This window comes from Pantoea agglomerans, from assembly GCF_021397715.1.
Classification (GTDB): Bacteria; Pseudomonadota; Gammaproteobacteria; order Enterobacterales; family Enterobacteriaceae; genus Pantoea; species Pantoea astica.
In genome coordinates this window covers 3,705,356-3,720,178 of sequence record NZ_CP090207.1, presented here as the reverse complement: position 1 = coordinate 3,720,178, position 14,823 = coordinate 3,705,356, and the positions used below count along the sequence as shown (strand labels likewise).

The window sequence follows — 14,823 nt, the reverse complement described above, 5'->3', positions numbered from 1 at the left end:
TGATGAAACCCGTTATCCCGCTTGTTCTGATGCTGCTGCTGAGCGGCTGTACTGTTGGTCCCGACTACCAGCGTCCCGCGATGGCGATGCCGGTTCACTATAAAGAGGCCAAAGGCTGGCAGCCCGCGACGCCACTGGATCAGCAGAACAAAGGCGAATGGTGGGCGGTCTATCACGACGCCACCCTGAGCGGGTTGCTTAGCCAGGTGAGCATCTCGAACCAGAACGTCGCGAATTATGCGGCGCAGTACCGTCAGGCGCAGGCGCTGGCGAGTGAGTCACGCGCCGCGCTGTTTCCGTCACTGGGCTATGACAGCAGCGTAACGCGCAGCGGCAGCCACGCCACCACCGGCAGCAGCCGCACCACCAGCAGCAGCCATCAGGCGGAACTCAGCGCCAGCTGGGAGCTGGATCTGTGGGGCAAACTGCGGCGGACGCTGGAAGAGAACCGCGCCAGCGCGGCGGCCAGCGCCGCAGAACTGGCTAATATCACCCTGAGCGCGCAGTCTGAACTGGCGCAGGACTATTTCCAGCTGCGCTTTATGGACCAGAAAATTGCGCTCTATCAGCAGAGCGTGGCGGCCTATCAGCGCTACCTGAAGGTGATCACTAACCAGTATCAGGCTGGCACCGCGTCACTCGCCACCCAGGCGCAGGCGCAGATGCAGCTGGAGAGTGCCAGCGCCTCGGCGCAGGATTACCAGTGGCAGCGCGCCCAGATGGAGCACGCCATCGCGCTGCTGGTCGGCAAAGCGCCCGCCGACTTCAGCCTGCCCGCCGCGCCGCTGAACGCCACGCTGCCCGCCATACCTGCCAGCCTGCCGGGGCAGCTGTTGCAGCGCCGTCCCGATATCGCCTATGCCGAACGTAACATGGCAGCGGCAAACGCTGCGGTGGGCGTGGCGGTGGCCGGTTACTATCCCGATCTCACTCTGAGCGCCAGCGGCGGCGTCAGTTCATCGGCGCTGCATTCGCTGTTCGCATTGCCGAACCGCGTCTGGTCGCTGGGACCGGAGTTGAGCGGCACGCTGCTCGACTTTGGTGCCACCTCAGCGCAGGTCGATCAGGCACGCGCCAGCTGGGATGCCAGCGTTGCCAGCTATCGTCAGACGGTATTAGCCGCGTTGCAGGAGGTGGAAGATCAGCTGGTGGAACTCAATACCCTGCAGGGCGAGATAGCGGCCCAGCAGCGCGCAGCCGTGGCGGCGCAGACCTCGGCGCGGGTGACGCGCAATCAGTATCAGGCCGGGATGATCGACTACCTCGATGTAGCAACCACCGAAAACAGCAGCCTGAGCGAACAACAGAGTTTACTGACGCTGCAAAGCACCCAGTGGGTCAGCAGCGTGGCGCTGATTGCCGCGCTGGGCGGCGGCTGGCAGGCACCCTGAGCGTAGTGGATAATTCTGTTGTCGAACTGCGTCAAATCCTGCATCGTGAGGGGCTATTTTTCACGATGCTAAGGAGCGGGCATGGTATTCACACTATTGCGTCTGGTATTCCGCCTGTTATGGCGGGTCGAACTGCGCGGCGACGTCGCCGAACTGCATAAGCAGAAGGTACTGATCACGCCGAACCATATGTCGTTTCTCGACGGCATATTGCTGGCGCTATTTTTGCCGATTAAGCCGGTCTACGCGGTCTATTCGACTATCAGCGAAAGCTGGTTTATGCGGCTGGTTAAACCCTTTATCGACTATGTGCCGCTCGATCCCACCAAGCCGATGGCGCTGAAACAGCTGGTGCGGCTGATCGACAGCGGCCGTCCGGTGGTGATCTTCCCGGAGGGACGGATCACCGTCACCGGATCGCTGATGAAAATCTACAGCGGCGCCGGTTTCGTCGCGGCGCGATCTGGCGCGAACGTGGTGCCAATGCGGATAGAAGGGGCGGAGTTCACGCCGTTTGGCCGGCTGGCGGGCGTATTCAAACGCCGTCTGTTTCCGCGCATCACTCTCAGCATTCTGCCCGCGACCCGCATCCCGATGCCGGAAGCGAAACGGGCGCGCGATCGCCGGCTGCTGGCGGGCGAACATCTGCATCATGTGATGATGGAAGCCCGCATGGCGGTGCGCCCGCGTGAAACTTTGTTTGATGCTTTTCTCGCGGCCCGTTCACGCTACGGTGCCTTTAAGCGCTGCATTGAAGATGTCAATTTCAAGCCCGACAGCTACAACGGCCTGCTGAAAAAATCGCTCGGCGTGGGCCGCATCCTCGAACGTTACAGCCAGCCGCGCGAAGTGGTCGGTCTGCTGCTGCCCAACACTACCGTCACGGCGGCGGCAATTCTCGGCGCATCACTGCGCGGACGGGTTCCGGCGGTGCTGAACTACACCGCGGGCGTCAACGGTATGCGGGCGGCACTGACTGCGGCGCAGATCAAAACGGTCTTCACGTCGCGGCAGTTCCTCGACAAAGGCAACCTATGGCATCTGCCACAGGGGCTCGACGAGGTGCAGTGGATCTATCTGGAAGATCTGAAAGATACCGTTACCAGTAAGGACAAACTGTGGATCGTCGCCCATCTGCTGATGCCGCATCGCGCCCAGCTGCCGCAGCAGCCGGAAGATGCGGCGATGGTGCTGTTCACCTCGGGCTCGGAAGGCCATCCCAAAGGGGTGGTGCATTCGCATAAAAGCCTGCTGGCGAATGTCGAACAGATCCGCACCATCGCTGACTTCACCCCGCGTGACCGCTTTATGTCGGCGCTGCCGCTGTTCCACGCCTTTGGTCTGACCGTTGGCCTGTTTACGCCGCTGATGACCGGCGCGCAGGTGTTCCTCTATCCCAGCCCGCTGCACTACCGCATCGTGCCAGAGCTGGTCTACGACCGAAACTGCACCGTGCTGTTTGGCACCTCAACCTTCCTCGGTAACTACGCGCGCTTTGCCGCGCCCTATGATTTTGCCCGCCTGCGCTATGTGGTGGCCGGGGCTGAGAAGCTGCAGGAAAACACCCGCCAGATCTACATGGAAAAATATGGTATTCGCATCCTCGAAGGCTACGGCGTAACCGAATGCGCGCCGGTGGTGGCGATTAACGTGCCGATGGCGGCGAAGGCGCACACCGTGGGACGCATTCTGCCGGGGATGGATTCGCGACTGATGTCAGTGCCGGGCATTGAGCAGGGCGGACGGCTGCAGCTGCGCGGCCCGAACGTGATGAAAGGCTATCTGCGGGTCGAGAATCCCGGCGTGCTGGAAGTGCCGGTCGCCGATGATGGCGAAGGCAATCAGGAAGCGGGCTGGTATGACACCGGCGATATCGTCAGCTTTGATGAGGCAGGCTTCTGCCAGATTCAGGGACGCGCCAAACGCTTCGCCAAGATCGCTGGCGAGATGGTGTCGCTGGAGATCGTTGAGCAGATCGCCCTGAAAGCGTCGCCGGACAAGCAGCATGCCGCCTCGCTGCGGCCGGATGGTCAGCGCGGCGAGGCGCTGGTGCTGTTCACCACCGACGGCGAACTGGCGCGTGACGGCCTGCAAAAAGCCGCCCGGGAGCTGGGCGCGCCGGAGCTGGCGCTGCCGCGCGATATCCGGGTGATGAAACAGCTGCCGCAGCTCGGCAGCGGTAAACCGGATTATGTGACGCTGAAAAAGCTGGCTGAAGAGGAGCAGGCATGAACATCGAACGGGATGCGCCGCTGATGTCACGCGGCATGATCGCCGTGATTATCGCCCAGTTCTTTTCGGCCTTCGGCGATAACGCGCTACTGTTTGCTACGCTGGCGGTGCTGAAAAGCCAGTTCTATCCCGACTGGAGCCAGCCGGTGTTGCAGATGCTGTTTGTCGCCACCTACATTCTGCTGGCGCCGTTTGTCGGGCAGATGGCCGACAACATGGCGAAAGGGCGGGTGATGATGATCGCCAACAGCCTGAAGCTGCTGGGCGCACTGGCGATCTGTTTCGGCTTCAACCCGTTCCTCGGCTATACCCTGGTGGGGATAGGTGCTGCGGCCTACTCACCGGCCAAATATGGCATCCTCGGTGAAATCACCCACGGCGAAAAGCTGGTGAAAGCCAACGGGCTGATGGAAGGGTCGACCATCGCCGCGATCCTGCTCGGCTCAGTAGCGGGCGGGATGCTGGCGGACTGGCATCTGCTGGCGGCGCTCGGCATCTGCGCGGTCACCTACGGCGTCGCGGTTATCGCGAACCTGTTTATCCCGAAACTGCAGGCGGCGCGTCCGGGGCAAAGCTGGCAGATCGCCGCCATGCTGCGCAGTTTCTTCCGGGCGGCGGCGGTGCTCTGGCATGATGCCGAAACGCGTTTCTCGCTGCTCGGCACCAGCCTGTTCTGGGGCGCGGGCGTGACGCTGCGTTTCCTGCTGGTACTCTGGGTGCCGGTGGCGCTGGGCATTCATGACAACACCACGCCAACCACCCTCAATGCGATGGTGGCAATGGGTATCGTGCTGGGTGCGGCGGCAGCGGCGAAGCTGGTGACGCTGGAAACGGTGCGTCGCTGTATGCCGGCCGGGGTGCTGATTGGCGTAATGGTGGTGGTCTTCTCACTGCAGCATTCGCTGCTGAATGCCTATTTGCTGCTGATGGTAATTGGCGCGCTGGGGGGCTTCTTTGTGGTGCCGCTGAATGCGCTGTTGCAGGCGCGCGGTAAAGAGAGCGTCGGCTCGGGCAATGCGATTGCGGTGCAGAATCTCGGTGAGAACAGCGCGATGCTGCTGATGCTGGGGTTCTATACGCTGGCGATTAAAGCCGGTGCGCCTGCGGTCGCTACCGGCATCGGGTTTGGCGTGCTGTTTGCGCTGGCCATCGCCCTGCTGTGGCTGTGGCGACCGGCTAAACGCTAAGGCTGGCCGCCTCGCTGCCAGCGTCAGGCAGCGAGGCGGCTACGCATCCGTCGTGACTCAGCGACGAACGGCAATCGCCTCAATTTCAATCTTCACATCTTTTGGCAGGCGCGCCACTTCAACGCAGGAACGGGCCGGGAATGCCGCCTGATGCTCGGTGAAGAATGCCTCATAGGCTGCATTCACCGTGGCGAAATCGTTCAGATCCTTAACGAATACCGTGGTTTTCACGATATCGCCGACCTTCAGGCCAGCCGCTTCCACAATCGCCTTCACGTTTTCCAGCGACTGACGCGCCTGGGCGGTCACGTCATCGGCGACCATGCCGGTGGCCGGATCGACCGGGATCTGACCGGAGGTGATGATCATGCTGCCGAGATCGACACCCTGAACATAGGGGCCGATGGCGGCAGGGGCTTTTTCAGTACTGATTTCACGAGACATTATTGCTCCTTGAATAAGGCAGTAGGGCGGTGAGCCCGCCGGTGCTGACCATTATAGGGTCGGCCGGAACGATTACCAGTGACCCAACACCACATGGCGCGCGAACTCTTTTTCACAATATTTGCACTTCAGATGAACATCATCGGCGCGCTGCTTCACCGCAAAACTGGAGAAGACCGGTTCGCTGCGGCTGATGCAGTTGCTGTTCGGGCAGGTCAGCACCCGCTCAACGTGCTCCGGCAGCGTCGGGGCGATCTTCGCCACCACTTCGTAATCGTCGATGCGGTTGACCGTAGCATGGGGCGCATAGACCGCCAGCTGGTTGACCTGGTCGTCGGTCAGAAAGGTGTTTTCAATCTTGATCAGATCTTTGCGGCCCATCTCGCCTGACGGCAGATTCAGGCCGATGGTGATGCGCTGATCGGTCTCGGTCAGACGGAACAGGGAGAGCAGTTTGAATCCGACCTGGGCCGGGATATGGTCGATTACCGTGCCGCGCTTGATCGCTTCGACCTGCAATTTGTTGTCGTGTGTCATCTGAGGATCTCCTTACAGGGCGGGTTCGCTGTTTAATACCAGCGCCAGCAGAGCCTGACGCGCGTAGATGCCGTTTCCGGCCTGCTGGAAGTACCAGGCGTAGGGGGTTTTATCGACATCGGTGGTGATTTCGTCGATGCGCGGCAGCGGATGCAGCACCTTCATGTTGTCACGCGCCGTCGCCAGATCGGCGGCCCGCAGAATGAACTGCGCTTTGACGTTGGCATACTCCGACGGATCGAGCCGCTCTTTCTGTACCCGCGTCATGTAGAGGATATCGAGCTGCGGCATCACCTCTTCAAAGCTGTCATGCCGTGACCAGGCGATGTTTTTCTCATCCAGCATATCGGTGATGTAAGCCGGCATCGCCAGCGCATCGGGGGCGATAAAGAAGAAGCGGTTGCCATCAAACTTCGCCAGCGCCTGTGTCAGGGAGTGCACGGTGCGGCCATATTTCAGGTCGCCGACCATCGCCACATTGAGCTGGTTCAGGCGACTCTGGGTCTCCTGAATGGTGAAGAGATCGAGCAGCGTCTGGGTCGGATGCTGGTTGGCTCCGTCACCGGCGTTGAGAATCGGGATGCCGCCAGAGAACTCCGTTGCCAGCCGCGCCGCGCCCTCCTGCGGATGACGCATCACAATCGCATCAACATAGGTGCTGATCACGGAGATGGTGTCGGCCAGGGTTTCGCCTTTCTTGCCCAGCGAGGTATTGCTGCCGTCGGCAAAACCCACAACCGATGCGCCGAGACGATGGATCGCCGTCTCAAACGACAACCGGGTGCGGGTCGAGGCTTCAAAAAAGCAGCTGGCGATCACGTTATGCTTCAGCAGCTCCGGCTGCGGGTGCGCTTTGAGCTGTGCAGCGGTATGCAGCACCAGTTCCAGCTCGTCACGGCTGAGGTCGTTGATCGAAATAATGTGCTTGCGATATAGCGGGTTAGCCATAGCTTTCTCCTCTGCGCGGCCGGATTGCGGACAAAAAAAAGCCCCTGATTAAGGGGCTTTTTTAAGATCGGGTCGATGACCGAAAGAAACAGCGGCGCCGCCTGTGGTCAGGCGTGATTGAGCGTCAAATTGTCCGCTGCGCTGTAGCATATTTCCTCCGGCAAATTGTGGCGCATTATACCCATTCGCTGCCGGGCAGCAAGGGAAAATCGTGCGCGAGGAAACCGTTTGCGCTGGCCCCGAAGCGGGGCGATTGGGCTGCCGTGCCTGGCTGATACAGGCAGACGCCGGGAATCTGCATCAGCGTTGCCCCAGCGTCGCCACCATCACCGCTTTGATGGTGTGCATCCGGTTTTCCGCCTGATCGAACACGATACTGTGCGGTGATTCAAACACCTCGTTACTCACTTCCATGCCGTTCGGCAGATCGTACTGTTCCGCCATCTGCCGGCCCAGCGTGGTCTGATCGTCATGGAAAGCGGGCAGACAGTGCAGGAATTTCACCTGCGGATTGCCGGTCAGATCGAGCATCGCCCGGTTAACCTGAAAGTCACGCAGCAGGGCGATACGCTCTTCCCACACCGCTTTGGCTTCGCCCATCGACACCCAGACGTCGGTGTAGATAAAGTCTGCACCTTTGACGCCGTCAGCAATGTTATCGGTGAGGGTGATTTTGCCGCCGGTCTGCTGCGCCACGTCGCGACACTGCTCCACCAGCTGCGCCTCTGGCCAGCAGCTCTGCGGTGCCACCAGACGCAGATCCAGCCCGACCAGCGCCGCCGCTTCCAGCATGGTGTTGCCCATGTTATTGCGGGCATCGCCGACGTAAACCAGCGTCATCTGGCTGAGCGTTTTGCCTGGCAGATGCTCCTGCATGGTCAGCAGATCGGCCAGCAGCTGTGTCGGATGAAACTCCGTGGTCAGTCCATTCCACACCGGCACGCCAGCGTGCTCCGCCAGGGTTTCCACCAGCTCCTGGCCGTAACCGCGATACTGGATACCGTCATACATCCGGCCCAGTACCCGCGCGGTGTCGCGCATCGACTCTTTATGCCCGATCTGGCTGCCGCTCGGACCGAGATAAGTGACGTTAGCACCCTGATCGTAAGCGGCAACTTCGAAAGAGCATCGGGTACGGGTCGAGTCTTTTTCGAAGATGAGCGCGATATTTTTGCCTTTCAGGGTCGGGACTTCACTGCCACTTTTTTTCGCGCGTTTTAATTCCGCAGCAAGGGTAAGCAGGTAATTAATTTCGGCCGGGGTAAAATCCAGTAGCCTGAGGAAATGGCGCTGATACAGCTGACTCATACAACACTCCGGTAACCATAAAAATGAATTAAAATTCAATCTAACCGTATGAATATGCATTTTCAACCCCGGCGAGAATAAACTTTTCGTTTTGTGTAGTGGCGCGACAGGCAGTGTGGGAAAATAATTGTTTATTGCCGAACTCAGAGAGGACATCGTTATGGCATATGAAGCATTATTGGAAGAGCAGCGTGAAGAGACGCGCCTGATCATTGAAGAGCTGCTGGAGGATGGCAGCGATCCCGATGCGCTTTATACCATCGAGCATCATCTCTCGTGCAACAACTTCGATTCACTGGAAAAGGCCGCAGTTGACGCCTTCAAGCTGGGTTATGAAGTGACCGAGCCGGAAGAGCTGGAGCTGGAAGATGGGACGACCGTGATGTGCGTTGACATCATCAGTGAATCGGCGCTGAAGCCAGAGCTGATTGATGTGCAGGTTGAGCAACTGGTGAACCTGATCGGTAAATACAATGTCGACTACGACGGCTGGGGCACCTACTTCGAAGACCCGGACGCCGAAGATGAAGATGACGAAGACGCCATCGACGATGAAGATGATAATGGCATTCGCCACTAAGTCGCGCAGGGCGGGGAATTCTCCGCCTCTCTTCTTTTCCAGCCCTGTTTTAACACCATGAACTACGCACCCTTACTTGAACCCATTTATCAGTTTCTGCACTGCCGCACGCCACAAGCCTGGATTGATGAGGCGCGTAAACCGGAAAATCTGACCCTGCTGTTAACCGATCACCTGGTGTGCGAACTGAAAGCCGCGCAGACCGCGGTCTGGCTGATCCGTAAATATGTGGCTGACAAACCCAGCGGTGAGGCGATCCTCGGCTGGCTGAAACCGTACGAAGATTTTATCTTCCGCGAAGATAGCGACAGCGACTTTATCAATGCCCATAAAAATCTCACCAAACGCATCATCGTCCGCAATGAACTGCCGTGGGCGGATGAGCTGGTGGAAAAGATGGTGCTGCTGATTAAAGAAGAGCTGCATCACTTCTATCAGGTATGGGAAATTATGCAGTCGCGCGGATTGGTCTATCAGAAGATCACCTCCAGCCGCTATGCGAAGTCCCTGCTGCGTGAAGTGACAACCCATGAGCCGGAGACGCTGGTGGATAAGCTGATTTGCGGTGCTTACATTGAAGCGCGCTCCTGCGAGCGGTTTGCGGCGCTGGCGCCGTGGCTGGATAGCGAGCTGGAGAAGTTTTATATCTCACTGCTGCGCTCAGAAGCGCGCCACTATCAGGACTATTTAACCCTGGCGGCGCAGATCTCAGCGAAAGATATCGCGCCACGGGTACGGGCGATTGGCGAAACCGAAGCGCGATTGATCAGCGAGCCGGACGGCGAATTACGTTTTCACAGTGGCGTACCGACCTTCTGAACCGCAGCGTTACAGCTAAAGAGACTGGGCTGACGGTGCAGTGGCCCGCAGCGGTTACAGGTTTTTCAGCATTCGCACTTCACAGTCAACGTGACCGGTACAGCCCATGGCGCTGTCGATATGCTCAAAGCCCAGCGATTCATACAGCTTAATCGCTCTGGTCAGGCTGGCCGTGGTTTCGAGGTAGCAGCGACGAAAACCGTGCTGACGGGCATGATCCAGCGCCCGCAGCGCCAGCTCGCGCGCCAGTCCCTGACCGCGTACCACAGGCAGGAAATACATCTTCTGCAGTTCGCAGATATCGGGCGCGCTGCAGGCCAGTGGCGCTACGCCGCCGCCGCCGACCACCTTGCCGTCAGCCTCAATAATCCAGTAGGCGCTCTGTTCGGCGCTGTACAACTCAAACAGGTGGTCAAGTTGCGGATCGGATACGGTGTATCCCTTATCCGCCGTCAGGCCGAACTCCGCTGAAACGTCGCGGATTACCTGGGCAATATGCGGATTGTCGGCGGCAGTAATCGGCCGCACCTGGAGGTGCTGAGAGTCAGAAATCATGTTGGGATTGGATTGTGCAATTCAATTAGACATACACCAGAAATAACATTATCGTCATGTAAAAGCAATATTTGTGATAATTCACACAGGCATTAAATGTGCATTTATCCTTTTTATGGTGATTTAATTAATTATTCTCTCTGTTGTCGTCACTGGTTCATTTAATAATAAATAATTATTCCCCTGACTTAATTATCCAGGTTTTTAATTGGCTGCTTTTATTTTATTTGATTTGAATCAAAATTCCAGTGGTTTACTGCTGTAAGTTAAGATCTTTAACGCTATTTAAGGGATTAATTTCATGGCAATTCCAGCTTACCTCTGGTTAAAAGATGATGGCGGCGCAGATATCAAAGGTTCAGTTGATGTTCAGCATCGGGAAGGAAGTATCGAAGTTCTTAGTTTCATGCATGGGTTGAGCATTCCTGTTGATCCCCACACGGGCAAACTCACCGGAACGCGTATTCACAGTGCATTGGAGTTCGAAAAAGAATTTGATTCATCCAGCCCTTATCTCTACAAGGCAGTATCCTCCGGACAAACACTTAAATCAGCTGAAATAAAATGGTATCGCATTAATCATGCAGGCCAGGAGGAAGAGTACTTCAACATGTTCATTGAAGGGGTAAAAGTGGTGTCAGTTAACCCACTTATGCATAACATTAAATCGATTGAAAATATGAACCATCTTGAGTCAGTGACGCTGCGCTACGAAAAAATCACCTGGAAGTATTGCGATGGTAATATTCAGCATTCCGATTCATGGAAGGAACGCGCGTAATCCAACTATTTAATGGCGTCGCACCTCTTTGCGTCATTGTAAGGAGCAGGTATGACATGGGTTTATGACGTGAGAAAGCGATCTTTTACACGAGATGGTGTCTATAAATTCGATGCATTATATGCCGGAGCTGAAGGATACAAAGACGATCCTGCATTAGCATGTGAAGTTAACAAAGGCCCTTTGCCTGCGGGCAAGTATAAGATTGGCCATCCGGTGGCAAAGCATCCGACAGCCGGACGATTTGTTCTCCGTCTGACGCCTTATGCAGGCAATAATATGTGTGGTCGCGCTGGATTCCTTATTCATGGAGATAATGGCTTTGGTACTGCCTCCAATGGCTGTATTGTTGCCTCTTTTAATGTCAGGAAGAGCATTGCAGATAGCGGCGACAGGGAGTTAATCGTGAAATGAAATGGCTTATTATCGTAGTCTTAACCTTGTTTGCGGTGGCCTGCGCATCAGGAAACCCTCAATCTGCTGAACAGGTTTTGTCAGATAAAGTGCTTACGGCCTCCATGAATAACGACAATAGCCCTCTCTCAGACGTTGATTATGACCAGATATCTGAATATCTTTCTCAGGGCAGACCACGCTGGATAGCACTTTATCCCATCCTTAATCAATCACCCTTCTTAGGGATAACATCATTTCAGGAAGGTTTGAATATCTCTATGGCCTATGCCTTACCTGAGAACCCTGAAGAAGTATTGAAGTTCGTTAATGAAAATAATATTAATAGTATATGCGGGCTGCCATTTATTGAACCCACCCAGAATGAAACAGAAGCGTACTTTATACTAACCAGTGCCGCACTTAATAAATTACCCACCGGAGGATACTGGCAAAAAAGATGCCTGGCTGTATTAAAAAAGCGTTATGCGGGTCAAAAAGGCGAGGTGAGGCCGGAGGACGGTTCATCACAACAATGATTATGCCTGTTAAATAACACACCTGATTTATTACTTAATCAACGTTTTGCGTTATAACCAGTCTTTCATCATTCCTGAAATCGCTAGTCTAAGCCAGGTTCTTTTGTCTGCGGCAGGTGGGCAGGGCAGAACAGTCGCCGGGTTTACTCTGTGATTAAGTCTGCACCTTGCTAAACGCTTACCTTTATTACCATTTATAAATAAAAAACCCTGCGCGAGCGCAGGGTTTGTTCAGGGCAGGGCAATCTGTCAATCAGAGCGCCGCAATCACCGCCTGCTGTTCAATCAGTTTTGCTTTTGATTGTTGCAGTTCGGCCACGCGTTCACGCTCTTTCGCCACGACCGCTTCCGGAGCGCGGGAGACAAAGCCTTCGTTCGCCAGCTTGGTCTCGATCTTCTCGATTTCCACATCCAGCTTAACCAGCTCTTTCGCCAGACGCTCCAGCTCAGCGGTTTTATCCACCAGATCCGCCATCGGGATCAGCAGCTCTGCGCCTTCAACGATCTTGGTCACCGAGACCGGGCCTTTCTCGCCCGCTGGCAGAATGGTCAGGCTTTCCAGACGCGCCAGGCGCGACAGGAAGTTACGGTTCGCTTCCACCCGACGCAGTGCGGCCGGTGAGCAGTCGCGCAGCAGCACGTCCAGCGGTTTGCTCAGCGCAATGTTCATCTCAGCACGAATATTACGCACCGCGACGATCGCCTGTTTCATCCACTCGATATCCGCTTTGGCTTCGGCATCTTCTTTCGCCACATCGTAGTGCGGGAAAGGCTGCAGCATGATGGTGTCGTCGCTGATGTTTTTCAGCCCCTTCACGCGCTGCCAGATGGTTTCGGTGATAAACGGAATAATCGGGTGCGCCAGACGCAGCAAGCCTTCCAGCACGTTAACCAGCGTATGACGGGTGCCGCGCAGTTCAGATTCACTGCCGCTGTTCATCACCGGCTTGGTCAGCTCCAGATACCAGTCACAGAACTGGTTCCAGGTGAAGTCATACAGCAGGTTAGCCGCGATATCGAAACGGTAGCTATCCAGCGCGTCACGGTAGGCTTTCACCGTGCTGTTGAACTCGGTCAGAATCCAGCGATCCGCCAGCGACAGCGTCATTTCGCCGCCGTTCTGGCCGCAATCCTGATCTTCGGTGTTCATCAGCACAAAGCGGCTGGCGTTCCACAGCTTGTTACAGAAGTTGCGATAACCTTCCAGGCGCTTCATGTCCCAGTTGATGTCGCGACCGGTTGAGGCGAGGGCGGCGAGAGTGAAACGCAGCGCATCGGTGCCTGACGGCTCAATGCCGTTCGGGAACTGCTTCTCGGTGCGTTTACGGATCTTCTCAGCCAGCTGCGGCTGCATCATGTTACCGGTGCGTTTTTCCAGCAGCGCTTCCAGCGAAATACCGTCAACCATATCCAGCGGGTCAATCACGTTGCCCTTGGATTTTGACATTTTCTGGCCTTCTTCATCACGAATCAGACCGGTCATGTAGACGGTTTTAAACGGCACCTGCGGTTTGCCATCTTCATCTTTGATGAAGTGCATGGTCAGCATGATCATGCGGGCAATCCAGAAGAAGATGATGTCGAAGCCGCTCACCAGCACGCTGGTCGGATGGAAGGTGCGCAGCGCTTCGGTGTTTTCCGGCCAGCCCAGGGTCGAGAAAGTCCACAGGCCTGAGGAGAACCAGGTGTCCAGCACGTCATCATCCTGACGCAGCGCCACATCGGCGGCCAGGTTGTTTTCAGCGCGCACTTCGTCTTCGGTGCGGCCGACGTAGACGTGACCGTTGTTGTCATACCACGCCGGAATGCGGTGACCCCACCACAGCTGACGGGAGATACACCAGTCCTGGATATCACGCATCCAGGAGAAGTACATGTTTTCGTACTGCTTCGGCACAAACTGAATGTCGCCGTTTTCAACCGCTTCCACCGCGACTTTCGCCAGCGGGGCGGTGCGCACGTACCACTGGTCAGTCAGCATCGGCTCAATGACCACGCCGCCACGGTCGCCGTAAGGGACGGTCAGGTCGTGCGGTTTGATCTCTTCGAGCAGGCCGAGCTGATCAACGGCTGCGACAATCGCTTTACGCGCCGCAAAACGCTCCATCTTCTGGAACGCCGCCGGGATCTCATCGGAACAGGCATCGCTGACTTCGCCGTTGGTGTCATACACCTGGGCGCGCTCGCGGATATCACCGTCAAAGGTCAGAATGTTGATCATCGGCAGCTTATGACGACGACCGACTTCGTAGTCGTTAAAGTCATGTGCTGGCGTGATTTTGACGCAGCCGGTGCCTTTTTCCATGTCAGCATGTTCATCGCCAACAATCGGGATCAGACGGTTCACCAGCGGCAGCATAACAAATTTGCCAATCAGATCTTTGTAGCGCGGATCTTCCGGGTTCACCGCCACGCCGGTATCACCCAGCAGGGTTTCCGGACGGGTGGTGGCGACCACCAGGTAATCTTTACCGTCAGCGGTTTTCGCGCCGTTGGCCAGCGGATAGCGGATGTGCCACATCGAGCCTTTGCTCTCGCGGTTTTCCACTTCCAGGTCAGAGATGGCGGTGCGCAGTTTAGGGTCCCAGTTGACCAGGCGCTTGCCACGGTAAATCAGGTTCTCTTTATAGAGGCGGACGAACACCTCTTTCACCGCATTGGACAGCCCTTCGTCCATGGTGAAGCGCTCGCGCTCCCAGTCAACGGAGTTGCCGAGACGGCGCATCTGACGGGTGATGGTGCCGCCGGATTCCGCTTTCCACTGCCAGATTTTGTCGATGAACGCATCACGGCCATAATCCTGGCGCGTTTTGCCCTCTTCAGCCGCAATCTTGCGTTCAACCACCATCTGCGTGGCGATGCCCGCATGGTCGGTACCGGCCTGCCACAGGGTATTTTTCCCCTGCATACGCTGGTAACGAATCATGGTATCCATGATGGTTTGCTGGAAAGCGTGACCCATGTGCAAGCTACCGGTGACGTTCGGCGGCGGGATCATGATGCAAAAGCTTTCCTGGCTGGTATCGCCATTCGGTTTGAAGTAGCCCTGCTTTTCCCAATGCTCGTAAAGCGGCTGCTCGATATCTTGCGGGTTATATGTCTTTTCCAT

At 56.5% G+C, this 14,823-nt stretch carries 14 protein-coding genes; 8 read left to right on the top strand and 6 right to left on the bottom strand.

Annotated elements, in window-relative coordinates; genetic code table 11:
• Positions 1–2: 2 nt before the first annotated feature.
• The 3 genes from LZU96_RS17745 to lplT all read left to right on the top strand — a co-directional run bounded on the left by LZU96_RS17745 (position 3) and on the right by lplT (position 4,810).
• On the top strand, positions 3–1,391 hold the full coding sequence (locus LZU96_RS17745; RefSeq protein WP_233985435.1) for an efflux transporter outer membrane subunit: 1,389 nt from the start codon (positions 3–5) through the stop codon (positions 1,389–1,391).
• A gap of 81 nt (positions 1,392–1,472) precedes the next feature.
• Positions 1,473–3,623, top strand: a complete 2,151-nt coding sequence (aas, locus tag LZU96_RS17740) for a bifunctional acyl-ACP--phospholipid O-acyltransferase/long-chain-fatty-acid--ACP ligase (protein WP_233985434.1) — start codon at positions 1,473–1,475, stop codon at positions 3,621–3,623.
• On the top strand, positions 3,620–4,810 hold the full coding sequence (gene lplT / locus LZU96_RS17735) for a lysophospholipid transporter LplT (protein ID WP_233985433.1): 1,191 nt from the start codon (positions 3,620–3,622) through the stop codon (positions 4,808–4,810). The genes aas and lplT overlap by 4 nt, the downstream gene beginning before the upstream one ends.
• A 57-nt stretch (positions 4,811–4,867) precedes the next feature.
• Here the strand turns inward: lplT and ridA are convergent, their stop codons facing one another.
• The 4 genes from ridA to argF all read right to left on the bottom strand — a co-directional run bounded on the left by ridA (position 4,868) and on the right by argF (position 8,047).
• Positions 4,868–5,254, bottom strand: a complete 387-nt coding sequence (ridA, locus tag LZU96_RS17730; protein WP_233985432.1) for a 2-iminobutanoate/2-iminopropanoate deaminase — start codon at positions 5,252–5,254, stop codon at positions 4,868–4,870.
• Between the two features lie 72 nt (positions 5,255–5,326).
• Positions 5,327–5,791: an aspartate carbamoyltransferase regulatory subunit gene (gene pyrI, locus LZU96_RS17725; RefSeq protein WP_031375827.1), complete on the bottom strand. Its 465-nt coding sequence runs from the start codon at positions 5,789–5,791 to the stop codon at positions 5,327–5,329.
• A 12-nt stretch (positions 5,792–5,803) separates the two neighbouring features.
• On the bottom strand, positions 5,804–6,739 hold the full coding sequence (gene pyrB / locus LZU96_RS17720; protein ID WP_233985431.1) for an aspartate carbamoyltransferase: 936 nt from the start codon (positions 6,737–6,739) through the stop codon (positions 5,804–5,806).
• 300 nt (positions 6,740–7,039) lie between these two features.
• Positions 7,040–8,047 (bottom strand): ornithine carbamoyltransferase, encoded by a 1,008-nt coding sequence (gene argF / locus LZU96_RS17715; protein ID WP_233985430.1) that lies wholly within the window; start codon positions 8,045–8,047, stop codon positions 7,040–7,042.
• A 160-nt stretch (positions 8,048–8,207) separates the two neighbouring features.
• On the opposite strand from argF, the gene rraB reads away from it, so the two are divergent.
• Together rraB and miaE are read left to right on the top strand one after the other, a co-directional pair.
• Entirely contained in the window at positions 8,208–8,627 is a 420-nt protein-coding gene (gene rraB, locus LZU96_RS17710) for a ribonuclease E inhibitor RraB (protein ID WP_069728807.1), read from the top strand.
• 57 nt (positions 8,628–8,684) lie between these two features.
• A complete protein-coding gene (miaE, locus tag LZU96_RS17705; protein WP_233985429.1) occupies positions 8,685–9,446 on the top strand; it encodes a tRNA isopentenyl-2-thiomethyl-A-37 hydroxylase MiaE in 762 nt (253 codons plus the stop codon).
• A gap of 54 nt (positions 9,447–9,500) precedes the next feature.
• On the opposite strand, the gene LZU96_RS17700 is transcribed toward miaE, so the two are convergent.
• Complete coding sequence (locus LZU96_RS17700; RefSeq protein ID WP_233985428.1) at positions 9,501–10,001, bottom strand: GNAT family N-acetyltransferase; 501 nt, start codon at positions 9,999–10,001, stop codon at positions 9,501–9,503.
• Between the two features lie 301 nt (positions 10,002–10,302).
• Here LZU96_RS17700 and LZU96_RS17695 point away from each other — a divergent pair, with 301 nt between their 5' ends.
• Genes LZU96_RS17695 through LZU96_RS17685 form a run of 3 tightly spaced genes read left to right on the top strand, consistent with a single transcriptional unit; the run spans position 10,303 to position 11,714 of the window.
• Positions 10,303–10,782, top strand: a complete 480-nt coding sequence (locus LZU96_RS17695; RefSeq protein ID WP_233985427.1) for an Hcp family type VI secretion system effector — start codon at positions 10,303–10,305, stop codon at positions 10,780–10,782.
• Positions 10,783–10,833: 51 nt separating this feature from the next.
• The gene (locus tag LZU96_RS17690; RefSeq protein ID WP_233985426.1) at positions 10,834–11,196 is read left to right on the top strand and encodes a tlde1 domain-containing protein; all 363 of its coding nucleotides are present in this window, start codon (positions 10,834–10,836) and stop codon (positions 11,194–11,196) included.
• Positions 11,193–11,714 carry a hypothetical protein gene (locus LZU96_RS17685; RefSeq protein ID WP_233985425.1) on the top strand — a complete coding sequence of 174 codons (522 nt, stop codon included), beginning with the start codon at positions 11,193–11,195 and terminating at the stop codon, positions 11,712–11,714. Before LZU96_RS17690 ends, LZU96_RS17685 begins: the two co-directional genes overlap by 4 nt.
• A 253-nt stretch (positions 11,715–11,967) precedes the next feature.
• Here LZU96_RS17685 and LZU96_RS17680 read toward each other — a convergent pair whose 3' ends face one another.
• Positions 11,968–14,823, bottom strand: coding sequence for a valine--tRNA ligase (locus LZU96_RS17680; protein WP_233985424.1), 2,856 nt, complete (start codon positions 14,821–14,823; stop codon positions 11,968–11,970).

Excerpts from the sequence above, each read along its gene's own strand:
- LZU96_RS17745 (WP_233985435.1), top strand. The coding sequence starts at position 3 with ATGAAACCCGTTATCCCGCTTGTTCTGATGCTGCTGCTGAGCGGCTGT.
- aas (WP_233985434.1), top strand. The coding sequence starts at position 1,473 with ATGGTATTCACACTATTGCGTCTGGTATTCCGCCTGTTATGGCGGGTC.
- lplT (WP_233985433.1), top strand. The coding sequence starts at position 3,620 with ATGAACATCGAACGGGATGCGCCGCTGATGTCACGCGGCATGATCGCC.
- ridA (WP_233985432.1), bottom strand. The coding sequence starts at position 5,254 with ATGTCTCGTGAAATCAGTACTGAAAAAGCCCCTGCCGCCATCGGCCCC.
- pyrI (WP_031375827.1), bottom strand. The coding sequence starts at position 5,791 with ATGACACACGACAACAAATTGCAGGTCGAAGCGATCAAGCGCGGCACG.
- pyrB (WP_233985431.1), bottom strand. The coding sequence starts at position 6,739 with ATGGCTAACCCGCTATATCGCAAGCACATTATTTCGATCAACGACCTC.
- argF (WP_233985430.1), bottom strand. The coding sequence starts at position 8,047 with ATGAGTCAGCTGTATCAGCGCCATTTCCTCAGGCTACTGGATTTTACC.
- rraB (WP_069728807.1), top strand. The coding sequence starts at position 8,208 with ATGGCATATGAAGCATTATTGGAAGAGCAGCGTGAAGAGACGCGCCTG.
- miaE (WP_233985429.1), top strand. The coding sequence starts at position 8,685 with ATGAACTACGCACCCTTACTTGAACCCATTTATCAGTTTCTGCACTGC.
- LZU96_RS17700 (WP_233985428.1), bottom strand. The coding sequence starts at position 10,001 with ATGATTTCTGACTCTCAGCACCTCCAGGTGCGGCCGATTACTGCCGCC.
- LZU96_RS17695 (WP_233985427.1), top strand. The coding sequence starts at position 10,303 with ATGGCAATTCCAGCTTACCTCTGGTTAAAAGATGATGGCGGCGCAGAT.
- LZU96_RS17690 (WP_233985426.1), top strand. The coding sequence starts at position 10,834 with ATGACATGGGTTTATGACGTGAGAAAGCGATCTTTTACACGAGATGGT.
- LZU96_RS17685 (WP_233985425.1), top strand. The coding sequence starts at position 11,193 with ATGAAATGGCTTATTATCGTAGTCTTAACCTTGTTTGCGGTGGCCTGC.
- LZU96_RS17680 (WP_233985424.1), bottom strand. The coding sequence starts at position 14,823 with ATGGAAAAGACATATAACCCGCAAGATATCGAGCAGCCGCTTTACGAG.